The sequence below is a fragment of the Leisingera sp. McT4-56 genome (assembly GCF_020514995.1).
Classification (GTDB): Bacteria; Pseudomonadota; Alphaproteobacteria; order Rhodobacterales; family Rhodobacteraceae; genus Leisingera; species Leisingera aquaemixtae_A.
The window spans coordinates 1-25,359 of record NZ_JAJALF010000015.1; the positions used below are offsets into that span (position 1 = coordinate 1).

General features: G+C 66.6%; 19 protein-coding genes. 7 read left to right on the top strand and 12 right to left on the bottom strand.

Features of this window, described 5'->3' with window-relative positions:
* Positions 1 to 766 (top strand): FGGY family carbohydrate kinase (locus LHL23_RS15705; protein WP_264181257.1); only part of this gene is annotated, 766 nt, incomplete at its 5' end.
* Positions 767 to 904: 138 nt separating this feature from the next.
* Here LHL23_RS15705 and LHL23_RS15710 read toward each other — a convergent pair.
* The 11 genes from LHL23_RS15710 to LHL23_RS15760 form a co-directional block, all read right to left on the bottom strand.
* A complete protein-coding gene (locus LHL23_RS15710; RefSeq protein ID WP_226430594.1) occupies positions 905 to 2,161 on the bottom strand; it encodes a flavin-dependent oxidoreductase in 1,257 nt (418 codons plus the stop codon).
* 79 nt (positions 2,162 to 2,240) lie between these two features.
* Positions 2,241 to 2,783: an isopentenyl-diphosphate Delta-isomerase gene (gene idi / locus LHL23_RS15715; RefSeq protein ID WP_222476480.1), complete on the bottom strand. Its 543-nt coding sequence runs from the start codon at positions 2,781 to 2,783 to the stop codon at positions 2,241 to 2,243.
* Between the two features lie 151 nt (positions 2,784 to 2,934).
* Positions 2,935 to 3,396 (bottom strand): c-type cytochrome, encoded by a 462-nt coding sequence (locus LHL23_RS15720; RefSeq protein ID WP_226430595.1) that lies wholly within the window; start codon positions 3,394 to 3,396, stop codon positions 2,935 to 2,937.
* Positions 3,397 to 3,504: 108 nt separating this feature from the next.
* Positions 3,505 to 4,527 carry a P1 family peptidase gene (locus LHL23_RS15725; RefSeq protein ID WP_226430596.1) on the bottom strand — a complete coding sequence of 341 codons (1,023 nt, stop codon included), beginning with the start codon at positions 4,525 to 4,527 and terminating at the stop codon, positions 3,505 to 3,507.
* Between the two features lie 84 nt (positions 4,528 to 4,611).
* Entirely contained in the window at positions 4,612 to 5,358 is a 747-nt protein-coding gene (locus LHL23_RS15730) for an SDR family oxidoreductase (RefSeq protein ID WP_226430597.1), read from the bottom strand.
* A gap of 76 nt (positions 5,359 to 5,434) precedes the next feature.
* Positions 5,435 to 5,854 (bottom strand): alternative ribosome rescue aminoacyl-tRNA hydrolase ArfB, encoded by a 420-nt coding sequence (arfB, locus tag LHL23_RS15735; RefSeq protein WP_222476475.1) that lies wholly within the window; start codon positions 5,852 to 5,854, stop codon positions 5,435 to 5,437.
* A gap of 275 nt (positions 5,855 to 6,129) precedes the next feature.
* On the bottom strand, positions 6,130 to 6,765 hold the full coding sequence (locus LHL23_RS15740; RefSeq protein WP_226430598.1) for a queuosine precursor transporter: 636 nt from the start codon (positions 6,763 to 6,765) through the stop codon (positions 6,130 to 6,132).
* A gap of 185 nt (positions 6,766 to 6,950) precedes the next feature.
* A complete protein-coding gene (locus LHL23_RS15745; protein ID WP_226430599.1) occupies positions 6,951 to 7,862 on the bottom strand; it encodes an esterase-like activity of phytase family protein in 912 nt (303 codons plus the stop codon).
* A complete protein-coding gene (mepA, locus tag LHL23_RS15750; protein WP_413229481.1) occupies positions 7,835 to 8,704 on the bottom strand; it encodes a penicillin-insensitive murein endopeptidase in 870 nt (289 codons plus the stop codon). The genes LHL23_RS15745 and mepA overlap by 28 nt, the downstream gene beginning before the upstream one ends.
* The gene (locus LHL23_RS15755) at positions 8,701 to 10,065 is read right to left on the bottom strand and encodes an MFS transporter (RefSeq protein WP_226430600.1); all 1,365 of its coding nucleotides are present in this window, start codon (positions 10,063 to 10,065) and stop codon (positions 8,701 to 8,703) included. Before LHL23_RS15755 ends, mepA begins: the two co-directional genes overlap by 4 nt.
* Positions 10,066 to 10,115: 50 nt before the next feature.
* Complete coding sequence (locus tag LHL23_RS15760; RefSeq protein WP_226430664.1) at positions 10,116 to 10,664, bottom strand: acyl-CoA thioesterase; 549 nt, start codon at positions 10,662 to 10,664, stop codon at positions 10,116 to 10,118.
* Between the two features lie 133 nt (positions 10,665 to 10,797).
* Between LHL23_RS15760 and LHL23_RS15765 the strand changes: the two genes are divergently transcribed.
* The 3 genes from LHL23_RS15765 (at position 10,798) to yaaA (ending at position 14,145) form a co-directional block, all read left to right on the top strand.
* The gene (locus LHL23_RS15765; protein ID WP_222476462.1) at positions 10,798 to 11,085 is read left to right on the top strand and encodes a YggT family protein; all 288 of its coding nucleotides are present in this window, start codon (positions 10,798 to 10,800) and stop codon (positions 11,083 to 11,085) included.
* A 186-nt stretch (positions 11,086 to 11,271) separates the two neighbouring features.
* A complete protein-coding gene (gene recQ, locus LHL23_RS15770) occupies positions 11,272 to 13,338 on the top strand; it encodes a DNA helicase RecQ (RefSeq protein ID WP_226430601.1) in 2,067 nt (688 codons plus the stop codon).
* A gap of 42 nt (positions 13,339 to 13,380) precedes the next feature.
* The gene (gene yaaA, locus LHL23_RS15775) at positions 13,381 to 14,145 is read left to right on the top strand and encodes a peroxide stress protein YaaA (protein WP_226430602.1); all 765 of its coding nucleotides are present in this window, start codon (positions 13,381 to 13,383) and stop codon (positions 14,143 to 14,145) included.
* 236 nt (positions 14,146 to 14,381) lie between these two features.
* On the opposite strand, the gene LHL23_RS15780 is transcribed toward yaaA, so the two are convergent.
* Entirely contained in the window at positions 14,382 to 16,676 is a 2,295-nt protein-coding gene (locus LHL23_RS15780) for a response regulator (protein ID WP_226430603.1), read from the bottom strand.
* A gap of 150 nt (positions 16,677 to 16,826) precedes the next feature.
* Here LHL23_RS15780 and LHL23_RS15785 point away from each other — a divergent pair, with 150 nt between their 5' ends.
* The 3 genes from LHL23_RS15785 (at position 16,827) to LHL23_RS15795 (ending at position 25,291) form a co-directional block, all read left to right on the top strand.
* A complete protein-coding gene (locus tag LHL23_RS15785) occupies positions 16,827 to 22,274 on the top strand; it encodes an alpha-2-macroglobulin family protein (RefSeq protein WP_226430604.1) in 5,448 nt (1,815 codons plus the stop codon).
* 122 nt (positions 22,275 to 22,396) lie between these two features.
* The gene (gene pbpC / locus LHL23_RS15790) at positions 22,397 to 24,415 is read left to right on the top strand and encodes a penicillin-binding protein 1C (RefSeq protein ID WP_226430605.1); all 2,019 of its coding nucleotides are present in this window, start codon (positions 22,397 to 22,399) and stop codon (positions 24,413 to 24,415) included.
* Positions 24,416 to 24,442: 27 nt separating this feature from the next.
* Complete coding sequence (locus LHL23_RS15795) at positions 24,443 to 25,291, top strand: 2-keto-4-pentenoate hydratase (protein ID WP_226430606.1); 849 nt, start codon at positions 24,443 to 24,445, stop codon at positions 25,289 to 25,291.
* The last annotated feature ends 68 nt before the right edge of the window (positions 25,292 to 25,359 follow it).

The window sequence follows — 25,359 nt, forward strand, 5'->3', positions numbered from 1 at the left end:
CCAGCAGGCGGCCACCATCGGCCAGGCCTGTTTCCAGCCGGGGATGATGAAGTCCACCTACGGGACAGGGTGTTTTGCGCTCTTGAACACCGGGGATGAGCCGGTGGTGTCCAAGAACCGGATGCTGACCACCATCGCCTATCAGCTGGACGGCAAGCCGACCTATGCGCTGGAAGGCTCGATTTTCATCGCCGGTGCCGCGGTGCAATGGCTGCGCGACGGGCTGGGGATCATCGAACAGGCGTCGGAATCGGGCGAGCTGGCGTTGCGCGCCGACCCGGGCCAGGACGTGATCCTGGTGCCCGCCTTCACGGGCCTCGGCGCGCCCTATTGGGAGCCGGAGTGCCGCGGCGGCATGTTCGGCCTCACCCGCAATTCCGGCCCGGCGGAATTCGCCCGCGCCGCGCTGCAAAGCGTCGCCTACCAGACCCGCGATCTCTATGAAGCGATGCGCGCCGACTGGGAGGACGACAGCCACCATACCGTGACCCTGCGCGTCGATGGCGGCATGAGCGCCAGCGACTGGACGATGCAGAGCCTGTCGGACCTTCTAGGTGCTGCCGTCGACCGCCCGGTGATGCAGGAAACCACCGCACTGGGCGCTGCCTGGCTGGCGGGGATGCGGGCCGGGATCTATCCGGATCAAACCGGCTTTGCCGACACCTGGAAGCTCGACCGCCAGTTCGTGCCGCTGATGCAGCCCGCCGCGCGCGAGGCGGCCTACGGGCGCTGGCAGCACGCGGTGCAGGCGGTGATCGGAGTCTGACCTCTGTGAAATAGGGCAGGGCAAGGCACTCCCGCCTGCTCCTGCCCATTCACAGAATGGGCCGCACAGTTGGGCGTGGCGCCGCGCTTTGCGCGGCGTTCTCTTTTTGCTGAGAAGCGATTTAAGGGCAGCCGTGCCCTAGGTTACGGTTGCGCCTGCCGGGATGGTTGCGGGGCGGGTGTTCAGTTCTTCGATGGAGAAGCCCGCAATCGATTTGTATTTGGCAGCATGGGCGGCCAGTTCCGCCTGCGGGATCACCTCGCTGATGTCTGCAAAGTCTCCACCGCAAAGATCCTCGACCCGCTGCAGCACCCCGTCCGGCCCGCCGCCCGCTCGGTTGGCCAGACCCACCGCTGTTGTGACCGGGCGCACTTCTGTCTCGTAAGCCTTGAGCGCGGCGGATGTGACCCCGTGCTCCAGCAGCTTGGCGCCGATCACCCGTGAGTCCACAATGGCCTGGCTGGCGCCGTTTGACCCCACCGGGTAGGTCGGATGCGCGGCGTCGCCCATCAGGGTCACGATGCCATGGGTCCAGCGCGCCAGCGGATCGCGGTCCACCATCGGGTATTCATAGACCGCCTCCGCGCCGCGGATCAGGGCCGGCACATCGATCCAATCAAACTGCCAATCCTCGAAATCCGGCAGGAAATCCTGGATGTCCGCAGGCCGGTTCCAGTCTTCCTTCCGCCAAGGGGCAGAGGGATCAAAGCTCTTTTCCGCAATCCAGTTCATCATGACGCGGTCATCACCATCCGGGTGTGAGATCGGGTAGGCCACCAGCCGCAGGTGGTCGTGCCCGATCATCGCCATCGCCGCGCCGCCTTTGAAGGTGGGCGCCCGGGTCGTGGCCCGCCACAGGATACGGCCGGTCCAGATGGGCGCCCCCTCATCCGGCACCATCTGCGCGCGCAGGGTAGAGTGGATGCCATCCGCCGCGATAACCAGGCTGCCTTCGATCCGCCGCCCGTCCGCCAGCAGCAACGCGGCACCATTGCCCGTGTTTTCAAACCCCGCCGCCCGCGCGCCGGTCTCGATGCAGTCCGCACCGGCACGCTCTGCCAGCGCACGGTAGAGCATCATCTGCAATTCGCCCCGGTGCACCGAATACTGCGGCCAAGCATAGCCCGCGCCGGTGCCGCGTGGCTCCTCCCAGATCGTTCTGCCCAGCTTGCTGTAGAACCCCAACTGCCGGGTCCTGACGCCGATTGCGTCCAGTTCCGCCTCCAGCCCCAGATCGGACAGCTCCCGAACCGCGTTTGGCTGCAGGTTGATGCCAACCCCCATCGGCTTCAGCTCCTGTGCCGCTTCAAAGATGCGGAACGGCACCCCGATCTGATGCAGCGTGAGCCCCAGGGTCAGCCCGGCAATGCCGCCGCCGGCGATGAGGATGGACATGATAAGCATACTCCCTATTTGCGCGCGCAGATAACCACGGCGTGCAGGGCGGGGCAAGCGGGCAGGGAAGATAAAGAGGTCAGCGCCGCCCGGCGATGATCAGGTCGGGTCCAAAGATCACGTCGGCGTAGTTGTGCAGGTAGATCTTCAGCCACGGGGTGAAGCGCTCGGGATGGCGGCTCACCTCGGCCAGCAGGTCGTGGTAATCGACCCAGCGGGTCTCCATCACCTCATCCGGGTTGGCGGCAATCCGCAGCGGCCGGTGGGCATGGGCCAGGAACACATCCACTGCTTCATGTTCGACCAGGCCGTTGCCGACATCGGCGTGGTATTCCAGGTGGTGGCGGAATTCGGGGTAGAGGCCGGTCAGCCCCAGTTCCTCGTTCATCCTTCGCACTGCGCAGGCCGAGGGCTGTTCATCCCATTTCGGATGGGTGCAGCAGGTGTTCGCCCACAGGCCGGGGGTATGGTATTTCCCCATCGCCCGCCGCTGCATCAGGATTTCCACGCCCTTCACCACAAAGACGGAGACCGCCTTGTGTTTCAGCCCGCGCTCATGCGCGGCCAGCTTGTCGACCGGGGTCAGTTCACCGTTCACCCAGGCGGGGATCATGTGGCTCATGCTGTGTCCGTGACGGTTTTTGTTCTGCGGCCTGCCGCATTCCGGCAGGTATAGCAACTACCGCTAACGATTGCCGGCACGGAAAGCAATTACGCGAAAAGCCGCGGCGAAAATGCCGCGGCTTCCAATCCGGTTTTGCCGGTTTCAGCGCTTATTCGGTGGCGGCTTCTGCGCCTTCCTCAGCTGCGGCGCCTTCAGCCGGTGCCGGTCCGTGGCTGGCCAGGAAGGCAAAGATATCCTCGCCGCCCTTCTTCAGGCGGAAGGACATTTTCGATTTGGCTTTGGCGTTGCCGGTTTGCTCTTGCAGGAAGGTCTTGGGATCAGTGGTGAAGGCGACGAACTTTTCTTCATCCCAGACCAAGCCGGCTTCACCCGCCGCGACCAGGTCTTCACCGTATTTGAAGCCTTCAACGGTGCCTGCCTGACGGCCGGCCAGGCCCCACAGGTTCGGGCCGGTCTTGCCGCCTTTTACGATCACGTCGCCGCTATCCGAAACCACAGTGTGGCAGGATTTGCATTTGTTGAACCCCTTCTCGCCAGCTGCCGGGTCACCTTCGGCAAGGGCGGGGGTGGCGAGGAGGCCGAAAATAGCGGCGGTCATAAGAGGTTTCATATTGCTTGCTCCAGGTTTGAGTTGGCAGGTGTGACTCATGGTCCAATAGCCCGCAGTGTCAACCGGCAGTTTGACGCGCATCAAATTCCGGCAGGATGCCGCAGCGTTTCAAGGCGCGGACCAGCAGGGCAGCAGATCGCCCGGCTCCGGGCGGGCGAGACAGACGGCACGGGCTATAGCGCGGCTGAGACACAGGGCCGCGGCATGGCAGAGCAGGCCCAGCTCCGCGTCCGGTGCCTCCAGCCTTCGCGCGCCGGTGCTGGCGGCAAAGACCAGATCACCGTCGCCGGGAGAGTGGGCCGGGACAATGGCACGGCCGATGCCGTCATGCGCCACGGCGGCCAGCCGCTGGCATTGCGCCTTGGTCAGTGCGGCATCGGTGGCAACGATGGCAATAGTGGTATTGGCACGCTCCGGCGGCAGCGGGGCGCCCGCCAGTTTCTGGATGGCCTCGATCTTGCGGCTGTCCATGCTGCGGCCCAGTCCCGCCGCGGGATCGGGGCCAATCCCGCCGAACTCATCGCCAATCTCAAACGGCGCGGCCCAGAAATGCCGCTCCCCCGGCGTGGTGACAGCGCCGAGCGGATTGGCGGCCACCAGCGCCCCCACTGTGACGCCGCTGTCCAGCACCAGCGAGGCAGAGCCCAGCCCGCCTTTCAGCATTGCGGTCAGCGCGCCGGTGCCGGCACCGGCGGTGCCAAGTTCGAATTCCTCCGCCGCCGCCTCAAAGGCCGCCCGGCCCAACGCGCGGTAGGGATTTTCTTTCCATGCCTTGTCCCCGCCGTTCAAGAGATCGAAGAGGATCGCGCCCGGCACCAGCGGCACCCGCGCCGGACCAACCGGAAAGCCCCGGTCTGCAGCATGCAGCGCGTCCATCACCCCCGAACAGGCATCCAAGCCAAAGGCAGAGCCGCCCGACAGCACCAGCGCGTCGATCCTAGCGACGGATTTGTCGGGCGCCAGCAGATCGGTCTCCCGGGTGCCCGGTGCGCCGCCCATCACATGCACCGACGCAGTAAAGGGCGCGTCCGCGGTCAGCACCGTGGTGCCGGATTTCAGCGCCGCATCCTGGGCGTTGCCGACCAGCAGGCCGGGCACGTCGGTGATCAGGTTTCTGGGGCCGGGGAGCATGCCGATTGGTCCTTCTCAATTAAAGCGCGCTGGCGCGCGCTGCCTCCGGCGGGAGTATTTTCCGGAAAGATGAAAACAGGGAGGCTAGATGCAGCGCCCGCCGTCCACTTCCATCGCAACGCCGGTCACCATGCTGGCCTCATCCGAACACAGGAAACAGGCAGCATTGCCCATGTCCTCCGGCGTTGAAAACCGGCCGATCGGGATGGTGGACAGGAACTTGGCGCGCATCTCCGGGGTGTCCTCACCCATGAAGGATTTCAAGAGCGGCGTTTCCCCCGCCACCGGGTTGATCGCATTTACCCGCACCCCATGCGGCGCCAGCTCCACCGCCATCGTCTTGGTGGCGGTGATCATCCAGCCCTTGGAGGCGTTGTACCAGTTGAGGTTGGGGCGCGGCGACACGCCGGCGGTGGAGGCGACATTGAGGATCGCGCCCGCCTTCCTGGCCTTCATATGCGGCACCAGGGCGCGTGCAGTGAGGTAGACGGATTTGACGTTGACGCCCAGAACCCGGTCGAAATCCTCCTCGCTGATCTCCTCCAGCGGCGCGGGCAGATGGGTGACGCCTGCATTGTTGACGAGGATGTCGAGATGCCCGAAGGCTGCCAGCGCCGCCTCTGCCATCGCAGTGACCGAGGCGCGGTCAGAGACATCCACGGTCTGCGCAATGGCATTGCTGCCCAGTTCCGCCGCCATCGCCTCTGCCGCGGTGGTGTTGATGTCGGCGATCATCACCCGGGCGCCTTCCGCCAGGAACTTGCGGGTTATCCCGGCGCCAAAGCCCGAAGCGCCGCCTGTCACGATGGCGGTCTTTCCTGCCAGCCGCATGGTATATCCTCCCGATTTGCCTGGCGTCAGCATGGGCGGAGAGGATGGCGGGTGCAATCCCCGGAACAAGGCCGGATCAATCCGGGTCGATCTTACCGCGCGTCGCTTTCAGCTCGCCGCGCTGCTTCTTGGCTTCCAGCCGCCGCTTGACCGAGCCGCGGGTGGGCTTGGTGGCGATCCGCCGCTTGGGTGCCACCAGCGCCTTGCGCACCAGCTCCGCCAGCCGCTCGCGCACGATTTCGCGGTTCCGCTGCTGCGAGCGGGTCTCGTCGCATTGCAGGATGATCGCGCCTTCCTTGGTCCACCGCCGCCCGGCCAGCCGCTTCAGCCGCGATTTGACCGCAGGCGCCAGCGCCGGTGAGCGGGCGGCCTCGAACCGCAGCTCCACCGCGGTTGCCACCTTGTTCACATTCTGCCCGCCGGGACCCGAGGCGCGGATGAAGCTCTCGGTCATTTCCCAGTCCTGCAGGGTGATGTTCTCGTTGATGCGGATCATGGTTCTGCTGGTTTGCGGCCGGGGTTCTTAAACGGGTTCTTAAAATCGAAAGGGCTGTTCCACACGCGGGGAACAGCCCTTCGAGATGATAGGAGGTGCACCGGTTAGGTCAGCACCAATTCAGTGATCTATACGTACCAAGGGCTGCCTCGGCCGCACTCCTTCTGAACTGTTCCGGCACTGCTCTCCATAGCTTCTCTAGACAATGGGCACCTCCTTTCTGATGTTTCGTGTAAGTTCAGCCTGCCACAGATTCGGCCAATGTCAAAACAAAATCATGTGGCCTTCTTGGTTAACGAACGCACGATGATGCGGAAGGGCACAAGCGCGAGCAGCGCCAGCGACAGTTTCACCAGCCAATCGGCAAAGGCCAGCGAGACCCAGTAGGGCACCACGGGACCCTGCCCGATCAGGGGCAGCATGTCGCCCGCCCAGGACACATCATTGGACGGGTCGATCCAGGCGAGCGAGACGGAAAAGGCGACAGAGAAGAAGATTGCGGTATCGACCGAGGAACCGATCAGGGTGGAGGCCAGCGGCGCCCGCCACCAGCTCCCCTCGCGCAGGGCCGAGAACACCGCGACGTCCAGCATCTGCGCCGTCAGGAACGCCAGGCCAGAGCCGAGCGCAATGCGCAGGGTCACCGCCGGGTAGGTGAAACCATCGCCCTGCAGCGTGATCTGGGTGCCGATCAATGAACAGGCCACCCCGGTGATGAACCCGGCCATCACCACCTGGCGCGCCGCTGCCGCGCCATAGACGCGGTTCATCACGTCGGTCACAAGGAAAGCCACCGGATAGGTGAAGGCGCCCCAGGTCAGCCAGTCGCCGAACAGGAATTGCACCAGGACGTTGGAGGCCACCACCACGGCGGCCATGGCAAGAATGCCGGGAATATGCGAGCGGGTCATCGGTCGGGTCCGTTTGTTTCGGGGCGCGGAAAAGATCTCCGCGGCTGCAAAAGACCGGCCCCTTTATCCCGCTGGGATCCTGCCTGCAAGTTTTCCAGGCCGGGAAAGGTTCCCGCCCGCGCCGGCGCATTGGGGGATGCCCCTTGCGGTTGGGCCGGGCGCCGCTGCCGCAGCGCGCGCGGGTGTCAGCGGGGCAGGGCGTATTCCACCAACTCGGTGCGCTGCACCGGCAGGAAATTGTCGTCCGAGATCATGGTGGCGTGCAGTTGGCCGTTTTCGCCGGCCCAGACCGACAGGCCTTCGAGGTTGTCGTGGGTGCCGGGGCCGGTCTGCAGCAGCAGCGTCTCGTTGGTCGGGCCTGCGGCGGTGATGTCCCAGCGGCGCAGTCGGCTGCGGAAGCCCAGCAGGGTCAGGTCCCGCTCCAGCAGGTAGAACCGCCCGTCGGGGCCGAAATCCGCATCCACCGGCAGGAAACCGCCGCGCGGCGGCAGGCTGAAGGGCCGGCTCCAGCGGCGGCCGTTCCAGCGCCAGACCGGGATCTGTCCCTGCTTGTCATAGGCGCGTTCCGGCAGGGTGTAGAGGCGGCCGCGGGAATCGATCGCCAGTGTCTCCAGCGACTTGTTGAGCGGCAGCTTGCGGAACGCCTTGGGCCGCGGCAGCACCTTGGCCCGGTCCTGCCCATCGCGGTAGCGGGCCACCCGCGCGGAGCCCTCAAAGGAGATGTAACGGCTGCCGTCCGGTCCGATGGCAAGGCCTTCGCTGTCGCCGGCAGCACCGCGCAGGATCCTGCCGGCAGAGGAGCGCAGCCCGTGGGCGGCGCGCGCGGCAATGCTGGAAATCCGGCCCTGGCGGCGTTCGATATCGGTTGTCACAAGCGTGGCGCGGTCGCTCAGCACCGTCATCTCGGTGCCGCCCCCGCTGATCTTCAGCGCGGAAAAGCCGCCGAACCAGGGCTGTTTCAGCTTCCAGGTGTAGCTGCCCAGGTACTGTGCCGTGCTTGCCGCCGCAACGGGGCGGTTGGCCGCGATGGCCGCCGCCGCAATTCCGGCAGCGGCGGCTACAGCCAGGGTCAGTTTGATCGCAGAACGGCAGCGCATTGATTGGGCAGGTCCGAAAGGGTGTAGTCCCGTCTCGGTTTAGGCTTCGGGGCGTTCGGGTCAACCGGTTTCGGCGGCGGCGGGTTCAGAATGTTGTGCACCCATTGCCGGGCATCGGCGCAGCCGTCGCCCTTGGGCGGGGCCGCCTGATCGACGCAGCCGCGGGCGCCGCGCGGGCAGTTGAGCCGCACATGGAAGTGGTAGTGGTGCCCCCACCAGGGTCGGATCTTGCGCAGCCAGCGGCGGTCGCCTTTCTCGTCATTGCACATCTGCACCTTGGCGCCGGGAAAGACGAAGATCCGCGCCACCCGCTTGTCCTGCGCGGCCGCCTTGAGGATCTCGTGATGCGCCCGCGTCCAGCTGCCGTTGACATAGGCGCCATTGGCGCGGCGCATCGAGATCGAAGAGATGTTCTCGCGGGCGCTGCGGCTGAGGTTCAGCCGGTCCGGCGGCCGCATCCAGATGTCGATGTCCAGTCCGATTTGGTGGCTGCGGTGGCCCGACAGCATCGGCCCGCCGCGCGGCTGGCTGATGTCACCGATATAAAGCCCCTTCCAGCCGCGCTGTTTTGCGGCCTCGCGGCTCAGGTCCTTGACGAAATCGATCGCCGCCGGGTGGCCCCAGTTGCGGTTGCGGCTCAGCCGCATCGCCTGCCAGGTGGGTCCGGTTTCCGGCAGCTGCTCTGCCCCGGCGACGCAGCCCTTGGCGTAGGAGCCGAACGGCGCGGGTTTTTGCTGCGAGGCACTGGGCTTGGCCCCGAACAGCGCCTTCGCGGGGGTCTGCGCGCTTGCCGGAACACTTAATCCCGCAACCGCCAGACAGATGGCAAGTAACAGTCTCAACCCTGATCTCCTTCTCCTTGAACCCAGAATAACAGTACCAATCCGATCAGAAACAGGCCGATGACCGGGGTGATCCCCAGCCGGGCGCTGCCGGTGACAGTTGTTGCAACGCCGATCAGCATCGGCGCCAGAAACGCGGTGGCGCGCCCTGACAGGCCGTAAAGGCCGAAACTCTCGGTCGCCTTGGCCGGGTCGGTGTGGCGCACCATCAGGCTGCGGCTGGCGGATTGCAGGATGCCGCCAAAGCCGCCGATCAGCACGCCGCAGCCAAAGAACACTGCATCCGGCAGCTTGGAGCCTTCCGGCAGGGCGATGCCGAATATCTGTTCGCGCGACATGCTGACGATGGTCAGGCAGACACAGCTCAGCACCAGGATGGAGGTGATGATCACCGGTTTCGGCCCGTATTCGCGGTCTGCCTTGCCGCCGATCCAGCAGAAGATCGTGGCCGCCAGCGCTGCCACGATACCAAAGACGCCAATGAGGGTGATCTGCCAGCCCAGCACCAGCTTGGCATAGACGCCGCCAAAGCCGTAAAGCCCGTTCAGCGCATCGCGGTACAGCATGGAGGAGCCGAGGTAGCTGGCGAGGCTCACCCGGTTGCGCAGGTTCTTCACCGATTGCACCACCAGCGCCACCGCCTGGCCCAGCGTGCCGCGCTGGCCGGTGGCGCGGCCTTCGCGCACCCACAGGAAATAGGGGATCATGAAGACGGCAAACCACAGCGCGGTGAAGGGGCCGACGGCGCGGGTGCCTTCGCGCGCCTCCGCATCCAGGCCGAACAGCGGGCTGAGGCCGATCAGGGTCCTGCCGCTGGCCTGTTCGACAAACAACAGCAGCATGATGAACAGCGAAATCACCCCGCCGAGGTAGCCAAAGGCAAAGCCGGAGCCCGAGACATTGCCGACGTCCTCCTTGCTGGCCAGCGACGGCAGCTGCGCGTTGACGAAGATCAGCGCGAACTCCGCGCCGATGAAGCCGAAACCGAAACTGATCAGCATCCACCACAGGTTGCTGCCCGCGGGATCCATGTGCCACAGCCCCCAGGCGCCCAGCACATACATCAGCGAAAACATCATGATCCAGGGCCGCCGCCGCCCGGAGATATCGGCCAGCGCCCCCATGAAGGGTGCGCCGAAGCCGATGATCAGCCCGGTCCCGGTCAGGCACAGCGACCACACGGTCTGAGCCTGCGCCTTGGCGGCCTCGCCGTCCAAACCCTGTCCGAGGAAATGCTCCGCCGCCACGGCGGCAAAGAACGGGCTGAAAACAAAGGTGACCAGCAGGGTGTGGTAGGGCTGGCTGGCCCAGTCGAAGAACCACCATCCCCAGATGCGCTTGCGCATGGATACCTGCTGCATACCCGGCCTCTTTTTATAGTTGCCTTCAGGTATGGCAGGCGGGCAGGGGCCTAGGCAAGCCCGTCCTGCATCGGCGGCCAGGGCCGGCCGCCATCCGCCGCGCACCAGTCCTTGATCCACCCGGGCAGTTCCGGCGAGGGCGCCGTGTCCTGCCCCAGCGCCTGCAGCACCCGCGCGGGCGGCACGATGCCGTTCCGGTCCGTCACCGCTGTGCGCAGCATCACATGGCTGGCGCAGTCGCCGTTTGCCTTCCACATCGACTGCTCGACATAGATGAATTTTTCATCCCAGCCCGCGGTGCGGCTGCGCATATCGAATTTCTCGAAACCGCGGATGCGCCGGCGGTAGCGGACCGAAGACCCTGCCACCGTCAGCCCCCAGTGCTGCTGCCGCAGGCAGCGGATCAGCCCGACCCGCTGCGCCAGCATGGTGCGGCCCAGGTCATAGAGCGTCATGGTGCGGCCGTTGTTCAGCTCCATCCACATGTCCAGGTCCCAGGGCCAGCAGATGTGGCTCGAGACATGCATGCCGGTGATCGGCAGCCGCTCCATCCGGCTGGCCAGAACGGTATCCTTGATCAGTCGGACAATCGGGTACATCGGCGCGCGCTCCTTGATGGCATGTGCCTGTGATGCCACCCGTTTACAGCGCGTCAACCGCAACCTCGCGGAAGCCTTGCGCATTTCATTGCGTCTGCTTACCTGTGTGGCTGTTCGAAAGAGGAAATTACAGATGGTCTCGCTGTTCCAAATCTTGATGCTGATCCTGGACATTGTCTGGTTCTTCATCATTGCCCATGTGATCATGAGCTGGCTGATCAACTTCCAGGTCCTGAACCTGCACCAGCAGCTGGTGGCGCAGATCTGGTACGGGCTGAACCGGATATTGGAGCCGCTCTATGCGCCGGTGCGCCGGTTTATGCCCAACATGGGCGGCATCGACTTGGCGCCGCTGGTGGTTTTGATCGCGGTCTACGCGCTGCGCATCATCCTGGTGAACAACGTCTCGGCGTTCTACTGACTTGATTTTCCATGCAAGGGCTGAGCACGCCCGCCCATGGGGGCGGACGGGCGCTGCCCGGCCTATCGGCCGGGCGGAGTTGATTGATAGTTTCTGAAACCCCTCTCCCCCTTGCCGCCCCATGCCACCTGTGGGATTGTGCCTGCCAAGCAAGAGCAGACCACCACAACAAGGCACACCGCCCCCATGACAGCCCCGGCATCCCCGGCACAACTGACTGGCGCGTCCCCGATCCTGCGCGAGATCTTCGGCTTTGACGCCTTCCGCCCGGGGCAGGAGGAAATCGTCGACGCCGTGACCGCAGGGGAAAACGTGCTGGCGATCATGCCCACCGGCGGCGGCAAGTCGCTGTGCTACCAGCTGCCCGCGCTGCTGCGCGACGGCATCACCGTGGTGATCTCCCCGCTCATTGCGCTGATGCGCGACCAGGTCCGCGCGTTGCAGGAGGCCGGCGTGAATGCAGGCGCCCTCACCTCCGGCAACACGGATGAGGAGACCGAACAGGTCTGGCAGGCGATCGAGGCCGGGCGGCTCAAGCTCCTTTACATGGCCCCCGAACGCCTCGCCTCCGGCGCTGCGATGGGCATGCTGCGCCGCATCGGCGTAAGCCTGATTGCAGTGGACGAGGCGCATTGCGTAAGCCAATGGGGCCATGACTTCCGCCCCGACTACCTGCGCATCGGCGAGCTGCGCCGCGCCCTGGACGTGCCGCTGGCCGCCTTCACCGCAACAGCCGACCAGGAAACCCGGGAAGAAATCGTCCAGAAACTGTTCGACGGCGAAGCCCCCCGCAGCTTCCTGCGCGGCTTTGACCGGCCCAATATCCATTTGGCCTTCGGCGCCAAGTACAGCCCGCGCCGCCAGATCCTGGACTTCGCCGCCGCGCGCAAGGGCCAGTCCGGCATCGTCTACTGCGGCACCCGCGCCAAGACAGAGGCGCTGTCTGCCGCGCTGCGCGAAGCGGGCCATTCCGCCTGTTTCTACCACGGCGGCATGGAGGCCGAGGACCGCCGCATCGTCGAAACCCGTTTCGCGCGCGAGGACGGCCTGATCGTGGTCGCCACAGTTGCGTTCGGTATGGGCATCGACAAGCCCGACATCCGCTGGGTCGCCCATGCCGACCTGCCGAAATCAATCGAAGCCTATTACCAGGAAATCGGCCGCGCCGGCCGCGACGGCGCGCCAGCCGAAACCCTTACCCTGTTCGGCCCCGACGACATCCGCCTGCGCCGCGCCCAGATCGACGAGGGCCTCGCCCCGCCTGAACGCCGCGCCGCCGACCACGCCCGCCTGAATGCGCTGTTAGGCCTCGCCGAGGCGCTGCACTGCCGCCGCCAGAAACTGCTGGGCTACTTTGGCGAAGAGGCCGAGCCGTGCGGCAATTGCGACCTCTGCGACACGCCCGCCGATGTGTTCGACGGCACCACCGTGGTGCGAAAGGCGCTGTCGGCAGTTCTGCGGACAGAGGAATGGTTCGGCTCCGGTCATCTGATCGACATCCTTTTGGGCGCCGACAACGACCGCATCCGTGCCAAGCGCCATGACGAGCTGTCGGTCTATGGCTGCGGCAAGGAATTCGGCAAGCGCCAGTGGCAGGCGGTGTTCCGGCAGATGATGGGCCACGACCTGTTGCGCCCCGACCCGGAACGCCACGGCGCCCTGCGCTTTACCGAGGCGGCGCTGCCGATCCTGCGCGGCGAGCAGTCCATCGACCTGCGCCGCGACACCATCAAGTCCGCCGACCGCCGCCCGGCGGTCAAGGCGCTGGTCTCCGAGGAGGACGCGCCGCTCCTCTCCGCGCTCAAGGCCAAGCGCCGGGCGCTGGCTGAGGCGCAGAAAGTGCCGGCCTATGTAATCTTTCCGGACCGCACCCTGATCGAGATGGCCGAGCAGCGCCCGGAAACCCTGGACCAGATGGCGCGCATCAGCGGCGTCGGCGCCAAGAAGCTGGAACGCTACGGCGATGATTTCCTGAGCGTGATCACCGGTGCGGCGGAACAGCTGCATCCCGCAAGACGCAAGCTGGCGGGGCGCAATTCCGGCTCCGTTTATGACGGGCTTTTGGAAGTGCAGGCGCAGCTGGCGCGCGGCGAATGCGGCACCCTGAAGCCCTTGACCTGCTCGGCCTCGCTGCTGGCAAAGGTGGCGCAGCTGCGCGAAGGCGACGAGGCCGGCATCACAAGGCTGCTGGGGGAGCGCCGCGCTGAACGTTTCGCGGCGGCGTTTCTGGACGTCCTGCGCGGCGCGGGCTAGGGTCGCACCAAGAAACCGGGCTAGTAAAATTTGGGGGCAGACATGCTGGTAGTAACCTCTCCGGCCAAGAAGCTGGACTGGGCGGAACGGGATCAGGAAATGACTTGGCCCGCGCTGCATAACGATGCGGTGGCGCTGGCTGAGGTGGCCCGCGAACAATCGGTGGCGGATCTGATGAAGCTGATGCACATCAGCGAGGATCTGGCCAAACTGAACCACGCCCGCTTCCAGGACTTTGCCGCCGACCCGAAAGCTGACGCCACCCGCCCGGCGGCGCTGGCCTTTGCCGGCGACACCTACCAGGGGCTGGAAGCGGCCTCGCTGGACCCCGAGGAAATGGCCTGGGCGCAGGAGCATTACCGCATCCTGTCAGGGCTTTACGGCGTGCTGCGGCCGCTGGACGCGATGCAGCCCTACCGGCTGGAAATGGGTTCGCGCCTGAAAAACCTGCGCGGCAAGAACCTCTATGAGTTCTGGGGGAGCAAGATCTCGGACGCGCTGAATGCGCAAGGAGAGGCCGTGGGTGCGGAGGTGCTGGTGAACTGCGCCAGCCAGGAATATTTCGGCGCCGTGGATCTGGCGGCGCTGAAGCTGCGGGTGGTCACCCCGGTGTTCATGGAAGACAAGAACGGCACCCCCAAGGTGGTGAGCTTCTATGCCAAACGCGCCCGCGGCGCGATGGCCCGGTACATCATCCAGCACCGGCTGACGGATAGCGAAAGCCTCAAGGACTTCGATGCCGGCGGCTATGCCTACCAGCCGCAGATGTCGGAGCCGGACAAGCCTGTCTTCCTGCGCAAGGCCTGAGCCGCGGCAAGGGAGCAGCTCCCGCCCGCTCCGGCACATTCAAGGAATGCACCGTCCCGGTTGGGCCGGTCCTATCCGCAGGGGTAATGGCAGCAGCGCCGGAACAATCCGGAACTCTCGCGGCCCCTGCTGCCAGAGGCCGCTTTCACCGCCAGCGGCGCAATCCGCATCGGATGCACGTTTCCGGTTGAGCCTCCGGTCCGGACCTGCCGGCAGCCCGGCCGGAAGCCCGCTGCTCAGAAAGCGCCTGCCGCCGCGGGAGCCGGGTCCTCGTCGTCGTCCAGCGGCTGGGTGCCGGCGGGCGCATAAGTGCGGATCTTGTCGTGGATCAGGGCCTTGCGCAGCGGTTTGGTCAGGTAATGGTCCAGTCCGGCAGCCAGGATGCCTTCTGAATCGCCGGCCATTGCATGGGCAGTCAGGGCCACGATCGGGACATGCCCGCCCGCCCCGGCCCCGGCCTCGATCTTGCGGATCTCTGCGGTGGCTTCCTTGCCGTCCATCATCGGCATCGAGATGTCCATGAAAATCAGGTCCGGATGGAAGTTCTTGAACGCTTCCACCGCCTCCAGCCCGTTGCCGGCAAACCTGAGATCGATGTTCAGCTCCTTCACGATCTTGCGGAACACCAGCTGGTTGGTCTTGTTGTCTTCGGCTGCCAGCACCCGCATTCTGCGGATTCCGGGCTCTGCCGCGGCGGCTGGCGGCAGCGGCGCGGGCGCCAGCGGCGTTGCCGGCCCGGGGGCGGGCTCCTGCACTGCCGGGGCCGCCCACGGCGGCGCCAGCGCTTGCGCCGGCGCCTCTGCCAGGCTGCCCAGCCGGGCCAGCTGGCTGAACAGATCGTCGCGCGGCGCCGGGCTTTGCAGCACGCCGCTCACCAGCTGGCGGGCCTCCGTGTCGATGGCGGCCTGCGGGCTGGAGTTCAGCAGCAGCACCGGCACCCCGTCCCAGCCGCCAGACTTGAGGTCCCGGGCCAGCTGCAGCCCGTCCAGCCCCGGCAGGTTGTGGCCGCTGATCACCAGGTTGATGCCGTCCTGCATAGCCGCCAGCGCGGCGGCGGCGGTGCCGGCGGTGGTGACCTGGATCCCCAGCATCAGCAGATGCTTCTGCAGGATTTCGCAGTTGAGCGGCACATCGTCCACAATCAGCACATGGCGCAGCGCGCCGGGCAGTTTCGGCAGCGCCTGTTCCGCCGCGCTTTCGGCCGGCAGCGGCAGGCGAAAGCCGAAGCAGGAGCCCTTGCCCTCTTCGCTGTCAACCCAGATCTCGCCGCCCATCATCTCGATCAGCCGCTTGGAAATCGCCAGCCCAAGGCCGGTGCCCTCGAACTTGCGGTTGCGGTCGTCCTCAACCTGGTTGAACTCGCCGAACACGTGGTCAACCTTGTCGGCCGGGATGCCGATGCCGGTGTCCTCAATGGTGACATGCACCGCGTAATGCCTGTCGTCGGGTGAGGAGATGCCGGTCACCCGCAGGGTGACATGGCCCTCGCGGGTGAACTTCACCGCATTGCCCGCCAGGTTGGTCAGCACCTGGCGGATGCGGCCCGGATCGCCGGTGAAACGGGTCGGCAGGAACAGATCGTAATCGACCAGCAGCGCCAGCCCCTTGTCCCGGGCGCTCGGCTGCAGCAGCATCACCACCTCGTGCAGGCTGCGCTCCAGGTCGAAGACTTCCGGATGCAGTTCCAGCTTGTCGGCCTCGATCTTGGAATAGTCGAGCACGTCATTGATGATGACCAGCAGCGCCTCACCCGAATTCTTGATGGTATTGGCATAAAGCCGCTGCTCGTCGTCCAGTTCGGTATCGTTCAGCAGCTCCGCCATGCCGACCACGCCGTTCATCGGGGTGCGGATCTCATGGCTCATATTGGCGAGGAAGGCGGATTTGGCGCGGTTCGCCGCCTCGGCGCGGGCGCGGGCCTCCTGCAGTTCGATCTCGTAGCGCACGGTGGAGGTGATATCGAGCGCCAGCGTGACCATGTCGCCGCCGTGGCCGCGCTGGTCGATCAGCCGCAGATAGCGTTCATCCCATAACTGCACCACCACCGGTTCCGGCGCGTCCGATTGCCAGCGGCTGTTCATCATGCAGCACCAGGCTTCCGGGTCCAGTTCGCCGGTATTGATCAGCCCTTCCTCGGCCAGCAGCTGCAGGATCCGGTTATAGGAGACCCCGGGGGTGACCTCTTCCAGCCCGTCAAAGATATTGAGGTACGCGGTGTTTGCGCCGATCAGGATGCCGGCCGCGTCAAAAAAGGCAAAGCCGTCCTGAAAGGCCTGGATCGAATGCCACAGCCGCCGTTCGGCCGTCTCGATTTTCTCGTTGGCGGTGTTGAGGTCGGATTTTACCTTGGCGTTCTCGTCGCGGACCGTGGCGACTTCCGCCTGGGTCTGGCCGATCTGCTTGGTCAGGGCCAGCGCGTGGCGGCCCAGTTTGCGGTTGGCAGCGGACAGTTCGGCCTGCTTCAGCTCAAGCAGCCGTTCGGCGGCCAGGCGGGCGCGCCTTTCTTCCGCTAATTTGTCGGCAAGGCTCATCCCTGCGCACTCCGCAATACATAAACAAGTACGGCGCGCGGCTAATTCCGCACGCAAAGGCAGCAGGGCTGCTCTGCCTTATTGTTACGCTGAGGAATCTTGCTATGACGTTAAGCCCGTGCCAGCCTGCCTCCAGTATTGGAGGGTGCCATGCCGCGTCTGTTTGCTTCTGCTTTTCTCTATATTTTTGCATTTTTTGCGGTTTTCCCTGCAGCCTGGGCAGGTCCGGCGGTTCCCGGATTCCGCTACCAGTCTTATGCGGATACCGATTTCTTCGGCTCCGACCTGCAGCCGCTGTTTGATACCGACGTGGCCTCCTGCGCCCGCGCCTGTTCAGCCCAGGCAGACTGCGCAGGCTTCGTCTTCAACCAAAAGGCAAACGCCTGCTTCCCGAAATCGGCGCTGGCGCAATCCAGCCCCTACGCGGGCGCCGTCTCGGCGGTGAAACAGCCCGCTGCGGGCGGGCTGGCAGCGGCGGCGGCCTCTCGCGCCGCGCGGCTGGATTTCCTGCCAGAACAGGATCTGCAGCGTGCCTCGGGCTTTGCCCGCAGCCTCGGGCTGGATTACCCGCTGGCCGCGGCGGACGCGGCAGAGGCCCGCGCCGCCGCCCGCGCCCGGCTGCGGGAGGGTGATTCCCACGGCGCCCTGCGCTGGATGGCGCAGGCGGTGGTGCTGAGCGACGCGGCCGCGGACTGGACTTCATTTTCCGGCTACCTGCTGCGCGCCGCCAAGGACAGCAGCAGCCGCAGCCAGCAGCGTCGCTACCGGTCGCAGGCCTATGCCGCGGCGCTGAACGGCTATCTGCGGGCCGCGGACCCAGCCGCGCAGGCCGAGGCGCTGGCAGCCGCCGCCAGGGTGCAGGAACTGCAGGCACGCGGCCGTGCCATGCTGCCGCTGTTGCGGCTGGCGCAGGACATCGCGCCGGATGCCGCCCGCGCCGCGCAGCTGGAGGATGCCATTGCCAAATACGGCTTCCGCGTTCTCACCAGCACGGTTGAAAGCGACAGCGCCGCGCCGCGCATCTGCGCCGAGTTCTCGGAAGACCTGGAACAGGCCGGCACCGATTACGAAAATTACGTCCGCCTGCCCGAGGCGAGCCTCGCCGTCACTGCCCAGGGCCGCCAACTGTGCCTTGACGGAGTGGAACACGGCAAGCGCTACCGCCTGACCCTGCGCCGCGGCTTGCCCGCGGCCAGCGGCGAACAGCTCTATAAGGACGTGGAGCTGACCCATTACGTCCGCGACCGCGCCCCGCAGGTCCGCTTCCCGGGCCGCGCCTATGTGCTGCCCGCAGGCGGCCAGGCGGCGCTGCCGGTGGAAACCGTGAACCTGACGGAACTGGACCTGCGCCTGCGCCGGGTCAGCAGCCGCAACGTGCTGCGCACCCTGCAGGAGGGGTACTTTGCCAAGCCGCTCTCCCAGTGGGAGGATGAGCATTTCGCTGAAAATATTGCCGAGGAAATCTGGACCGGCAGCGCCGAAGTGGACACCGCCATCAACCAGGTGATGACCAGCCGACTGCCGCTGGATCAGGCTCTAAATGGGCAAAAACCGGGGCTTTACGCGCTGACCGCCCGGGTGCCGGGCGCTGATCCCTATGACGATGCCGGCGCCACCCAGTGGTTCGTGCTGACCGGCCTCGGCCTTTCCACCATGTCCGGCAGCGATGGCCTCCATGTGCAGGTGCAGGCACTGGCGGATGCGAAACCGCATGAGGGCGCCGAGGTCAGCCTGATCTCCGCCGCCAACGAAGTGCTGGCAAGCGCAACCAGCGACGCCAGCGGCCATGTGCATTTTGCCCCCGGCCTTACCCGCGGCACCGGCGGCGCGGCCCCGGCACTGATCACCGCGCGGGCAGGGGAGGGCGATTTCACCTTCCTGCCCCTGAACGATGCCGCCTTTGACCTCTCCGACCGCGGCGTTTCGGGCCGCCCCGCACCGGGGCCGGTGGATGTGTTCCTGGCGACCACCCGCGGCGCCTTCCGGGCCGGTGAAACCGTGCATGTGACCGCCCTGGCCCGTGACAGCAAGGCGCAGGCCATCGACGGCCTGCCGCTGACCGCGATCCTGCTGCGCCCGGACGGGGTGGAATACACCCGCCAGACCTCCGCCGCAGGCCATCAGGGCGGCCATGTCTTTGCCCTTGCCACCGGCCCAGCCGCCCCGCGCGGCACCTGGCGGATCGAGATCAAGAGCGACCTCAAGGCCCCGACGCTCGCCAGCCGCCAGATCCTGGTCGAGGATTTCCTGCCCGAGCGCATCGACTTCGAGCAGGAGGTTACGAATGCCGCCAGCCTCCAGCCCGGCGGCGCGGCGCAGATCGCGCTGCAGGCCGATTACCTGTTCGGCGCACCGGGTGCCGGGCTGAAGGTGGAGGGCAGCATCCGCCTCACCGCCGCCAATACGCTGAGTGAGTGGCCCGGCTTCCGCTTTGGCCGCTACGATGAGGCATCCTCGGCCCAGACCGAACATTTCGGCGGCCAGGAAACCGGCCCTGACGGGAGTGCAACTTTCACCGTCAGCCTCCCCGCCGCCGCCCCGGCAGAGGGCAAGCCGCTGCTGGCCACCCTCACCACCCGCGTCGCGGATGGATCTGCCCGCCCGGTGGAGCGCAGCCTGGCGCTGCCCGTCCGCCCCGCTGGCCCGGTCCTCGGCATCAAGCCGCTGTTTGACGAGGTCGCGGCAGAAGGCAGCGAGGCGGGTTTCGAACTGATTGCCCTGACCCCGGACCTGCAACCCATGCCAATGCGGGTCAAATGGACCCTGAACCGGGTCGAAACCCGCTATCAGTGGTATCAGCTCTACGGCAACTGGAACTGGGAGCCCATTACCCGCCGAACCCGGATTGCCACCGGCGAGGCGCAGCTGGGCAGCGACCCGCTGCCGCTCTCCCAGCCCGTCGATTGGGGCCGCTATGAGCTGGTGGTGGAACGCCTCGACGGCGAATATGCCTCTGCCGCTTTTGACTTCTACGCCGGCTGGTATGCGCCCGAAGGCAGCACCGAGACGCCCGCCCGGCTGGACCTGTCGCTGGATAGCGAGAGCTACGCTCCCGGCGACACCGCCCGCCTGCGCATCGTGCCGCAGGCCGCAGGCACGGCGCTGGTCTCGGTGGTCTCCAACCATCTGATCCACCGCATGGCAGTGGAAGTGCCCGCAGGCGAAACCGTGATACCGCTGGAGGTGACGCAGGACTGGGGCAGCGGCGCCTATGTGACGGCAACCGTGATCCAGCCCGTGGCTGGCGACCGTGGCCGCACCCCGCTGCGTGCCCTGGGCCTCGCCCACGCCAGCGTCACCCAGCCTGACCTGCTGCTGCAGGTCGCGATTGACGTCCCCGAAGTCACCCGCCCGCGCGGCACCCAAGTTGCAAAACTCCGCGTGGACGGTGCGGCTGAGGGCGAGGAGGTCTGGCTCACCGTGGCCGCCGTCGACCTCGGCATCCTCAACCTCACCGGCTTCACCAGCCCCGATCCCAGCGCGCATTACTACGGCCAGCGCCGCCTTGGGATGGAGCTGCGAGACGTCTACGGCCGCCTCATCGACCCCGGCAACGGCGCGATGGGCCGGATCCGTTCCGGCGGCGACGCAGACGGCGGCATGAAGATGCAATCGCCACCCCCGACTCAGGACCTTGTGGCGCTGTTCTCCGGCCCGCTGAAAGTTGATGCCAGTGGCGAGGCGGAGTTCCCCCTGACGCTCCCCGCCTTCAACGGCACCGTTCGGCTGATGGCAGTCGCGTGGTCGGGCAAGGCCGTGGGCCAGGCAGAGGCCGATATGCTGGTGCGCGACCCGGTGGTGGTCACCGCCTCCCTGCCGCGCTTCCTGGCGCCGGGCGATGAAAGCGGCGCAAGGATTGAAATCGTCCATGCCGACGGCCCCGCGGGTGACATGAAACTGACCGCCACCACCGCAGGCGGCCTGACGCTTGGCAGCCTGCCCGCCTCCGTCACCCTGGCAGAGCAGGGCAAGGCAGTGCTGGAGCTGCCGGTCACGGCAGAATCCGTCGGTGACCATGAACTGACCCTCACCCTCACCACCCCGGACGGACAGGACCTGCGGCAGACCCTGCCGATGCCGGTCCGCGCCAATGATCCGGTGACGTCTGAGACCCGCCGCTTCACCCTCGCAGGCGGCGACACCTTCGTGTTCAGCAAGGACGTTTTCACTGGCTTGCGCGCCGGCACCGCCCGGGCCACCATCTCCTCCGGCCCGCTCGCAAAGTTCGACGTGCCGGGCCTCTTGGCGGAGCTGGACCAGTACCCCTACGGCTGCACCGAGCAGGTGACCTCCAAGGCGCTGCCGCTCCTCTACCTCAGTTCTGTCGCCCAGGCCGCAGGGCTGGGTGATGGCCCGGCGGTGGATAAACGCATCAACGCCGCCATCCGCCAGGTGCTGACCCGCCAGGCCCCCTCCGGCGCCTTTGGTCTCTGGCGCGCCGACAGCGGCGAGTTCTGGCTGGATGCCTATGCCAGCGATTTCCTCAGCCGCGCCCGTGCCCAAGGCTACGCGGTGCCGCAGCAGGCCTTTGCCCAGGCAATGGACAATCTGCGCAACCGCATCAACTATGCCCCCGACTTCGACAGCGGCGGCGAGGAGATCGCCTATGCCCTCCTGGTGCTGGCCCGTGAGGGCGCGGCCCAGATGGGCGACCTGCGCTACTATGCGGACGTGAAGGGCGACGCCTTTGCCACCCCCCTCGCCGCCGCCCAGCTGGGCGCGGCCCTTGCGGCCTATGGCGATCAGCGCCGCGCCGACCGGATGTTTACCCGCGCCGCGCAGATGATCACCTCTGAGGCTCGAGACGAGGCCCGTCTCTGGCGCGCCGATTTCGGCACGAGGCTGCGTGACACCGCCGGCGTTCTGGCGCTGACGGCAGAGGCCGGATCGGAGGCCGTGGACCGCGCAAGCCTGTCAGCAAGGCTTTCGAACGCCAGCGGTTATCGCTCTACCCAGGAGTCCGCCTGGACCCTGATGGCTGCCCATGCGCTCACGCATAATCCCGAAGATTCCGACCTGCTGGTCAACGGCCAGCCCGTGCAGGGCCCGTTTGTTGAAGCCGCAGACGGTCAGGATACGCCGGAACTGGCCCTGACCGCCGCCAGCGGCCGGACGGCAGAGATCACCCTCACCACGCTCGGCGTGCCAGAGGTCCCGCCCGCCGCGGGCGGCTTCGGCTACACGATCGAGCGCAGCTATTACTCGCTGGAGGGCCAGCCTCTGGATGCGCAGTCTGTCAGCGCAGGCGCGCGCTTCGTGGCAGTCCTGCAGGTGAAGCCGCATGAAAAGACCGGCGCGCGGCTGATGATCAACGACCCGCTGCCTGCGGGGTTCGAGATCGACAACCCCAACTTGCTGCGCTCCGGCGACCTGCGCGACCTTGACTGGCTGAACCCGGCAGAGGCTGAACACGCCGAATTCCGCAGCGACCGCTTCCTGGCGGCGTTGAATGTGCGCGACGCTTCGGCGGTGACGCTGGCCTATGTGGTCCGCGCGGTGACACCGGGCGTGTTCCACCACCCGGCCGCTTCGGTCGAGGACATGTACCGCCCCGCCTACCGCGCCCGCACGGCGGCAGGGCGTGTGGAAGTCAGGTGAGACGCCTGTTCAACAGACCTAAGGGCATTGCCCGTCCGCGGGGGGGCGAGTATCGCCCGCCCGGGGGGGCGGACGGGCGCTGTCCGGCCTATCGGCCAGGCAAGTGGCAAAAATGGAGCGCTTTGGCTCTAGCAGTTCTGATTGCAGTAACGTTCGCCGCCTATCGCGCCTTCGACACCTGGATTGACCGCACAAACCTGCCGCTTACCCTCGCTGAGGTCTCCACCGAAGTCCTCGACCGCAACGGCAAGCTGCTGCGCGCCTACCCCGTGGGCAACGGCCTCTGGCGCCTCGCCGTGCAGCCTGCGGATGTCGACCCGCGCTACCTCGACATGCTCCTGCGCTACGAGGACAAGCGCTTCCGCGCCCATGTCGGCGTTGACCCCATCGCCCTCCTGCGCGCCGCGGGCCAAGCGCTATGGCACGGCAGAACAGTCTCCGGCGGCTCCACCCTCACCATGCAGGTCGCGCGCCTCCTGGAGGACGGCACCACCGGGCGCTGGTCCGGTAAACTGCGCCAGATGCGGGTGGCGCTGGCGCTGGAGCGCCGCCTCAGCAAGGACGAAATACTCACCCTGTACCTGACCCACGCTCCCTATGGCGGTGCGGCAGAGGGTATCCGCGCCGCAACCTACAGCTGGTTCGGCAAGGAGCCGAAGCGCCTGACGCCTGCAGAAGCCGCGCTGCTGGTCGCCCTGCCGCAAAGCCCCGAGCGCCGCCGCCCCGACCGTTTCCCCGAGGCCGCCAACAAGGCCCGCGACCGGGTTCTGGCGCGGATGCAGCGCCAAGGCATCCTCAGCGCAGAACAGGCTGAGGCCGCCCGCCGCACCCCGCTGCCGCACCAAATGGCCGCCTTCCCGCGCCTAGCGCCGCATCTGGCGGACCGCGTGGCAGCCCGGCACCCCGGCCAGCGCCAGCTGCGCCTGACCCTTGACGGCGCGGTGCAGACGCGGATGGAGAGACTTCTGGCAGAGGCCGTCCGCACCAGCCCGCATCTCTCCGCTGCCCTCATTGCCGCTGACCACCAAACGGGTGAGGTGCCGGCTCTTGTTGGCTCGCCCGGCTACTCCGACGCCACACGCCGCGGCTTTGTCGACATGACACAGGCCATCCGCTCGCCAGGCTCCACCCTGAAACCGCTGATCTACGGCCTCGCCTTCGACCAGGGGCTGGCGCATCCCGAAACCCTGATCCACGACGGCCCGGTCAACTTCGCAGGCTATGCGCCGCAGAACTTCGACGGCGAGTTCCGCGGTGACATAACGGTGCGCGAGGCGCTGCAACTGTCGCTCAACATCCCCGTGGTGAAACTCACGCAGGAGCTTGGCCCGGCCCGCGTGATGGCGTCTTTGCGCGCCAGCGGCGCCGGCCCTCAACTGCCCGGCGGTGCCCCGGGCCTGGCGCTGTCGCTTGGCGGGCTCGGCATCAGCCTGAAGGACATGGTGCAGCTTTATGCCGGGCTGGCGGCAGGCGGGCGGGGGCCGAAACTGCGGGTAATGCAGGGCGAGGCGCCGCAGCCCGCAGGCCGCCTGACCTCGCCGGAGGCCGCCTGGCAGGTGGCCGACATCCTGCGCGGGCTGCCGGTGCCCGCAGGCGCGCGGGCAGGCACCATCGCCTATAAGACCGGCACCTCATACGGCCACCGCGATGCCTGGGCGATCGGCTGGGACGGGCGCCATGTGATCGGCGTCTGGATGGGCCGCGCCGACGGCACGCCGGTGCCAGGCATCTTCGGCGGCGACCTCGCCGCGCCGGTGCTGTTTGAGGCCTTCGGCCGCCTGAAACCCGCAGTTGATCCCTTGCCGCCGCCGCCGCCCGCCACGCTGATCGTCAGCTCAGCAGACCTGCCGCCGCCCTTGCAGCGCTTCCGCCCGCGCGATGCGGCCTTCTCTGAACCAGCAGACGCACCGGAGCTGATCTTCCCGCCCGAAGGCGCCCGGCTGATGCTGGAGGGTGCTGACCTCACTCTGAAACTCCGCGGCGGCACCGCGCCGTTTCTGGTGCTAGCAAACGGCCAGCCGGTGATCTCCGGCCAGCGCAGGCGCGAGATCTCCCTGCCCAGCCCCGGCCCCGGCTTCTCCTCGCTGGTGATTGTCGATGGCGCCGGCCGCTCGGACCGGGTTAACCTGCGGATTGATTGATCCCGCAAATTTCCCTGAGGCCCCGTCATGCTGAGACCCTTCCTTGCCGCCTGCACCATTGCCCTCACAGCGCCGGCAGCCATGGCCGCCTGCGCCACAGACGGTGAAATCGCAGCATTTGTGGAGAGCTACCTCGCCAAGACCCCGGCGCAGGCGCTGTCACCCGGCGGCAGCATGCAGGATGCGCTCTGCTCCCAGGCCAAACTCGCCGCCGCGCTGGAGCCGCATATGGGTCCGGTGATCGGCTACAAGGCCGGCCTCACCAGCAAACCCGCGCAGGACCGTTTCGGCGCCACCGAGCCGGTGCGGGGCCTGCTGTTCCAGAACATGATGCTTGAGGACGGCGCTACCCTGGATGCGCCTTGGGGCGCCATCCCAATGGTTGAGGCCGACCTTGTGCTGGTGGTTGCAGATGCAGGCATCAACGGCGCCACAACGCCAGCGGAGGCGCTGGCCCATATCTCCGCCATCCGCCCCTTCATTGAGCTGCCGGACCTGACGCTGGCCAAGGATCAGCCCTTCACTGCGGAAACCATCACCGCGATGGGCGTCGGCACCCGGCTGGGCGTCTTCGGCGCGCCGGTGGCGGTGGAGGACCCGGCAGCAATGGCCCGGATGCTGGAGGAGATGTCGGTCACGATGCGCGATGCGGCGGGCGGCGTTCTGGTTCAGGCGCCGGGCCAGGCGGTGCTGGGCAACCCGGTCAATGCCGCCCTGTGGCTGCGCTCCAAAGGGGTGGAGTTCAAGGCAGGGGATTTGATTTCCGTCGGCTCCTTCGGCCCGCTGTTCCCGCCGCGCGCGGGAAAGGGCGGGGTCAGCGTCACTTATGACGGGCTGCCGGGCAACCCGGTGGTGCAGGTACAGTTCAAGGAGTAATCCGCAGATCGCTGGATAAGGTGTTTCGCTTCGGACAAAGCCCGAAGCGACCCGCGCCGCGTCCTTGG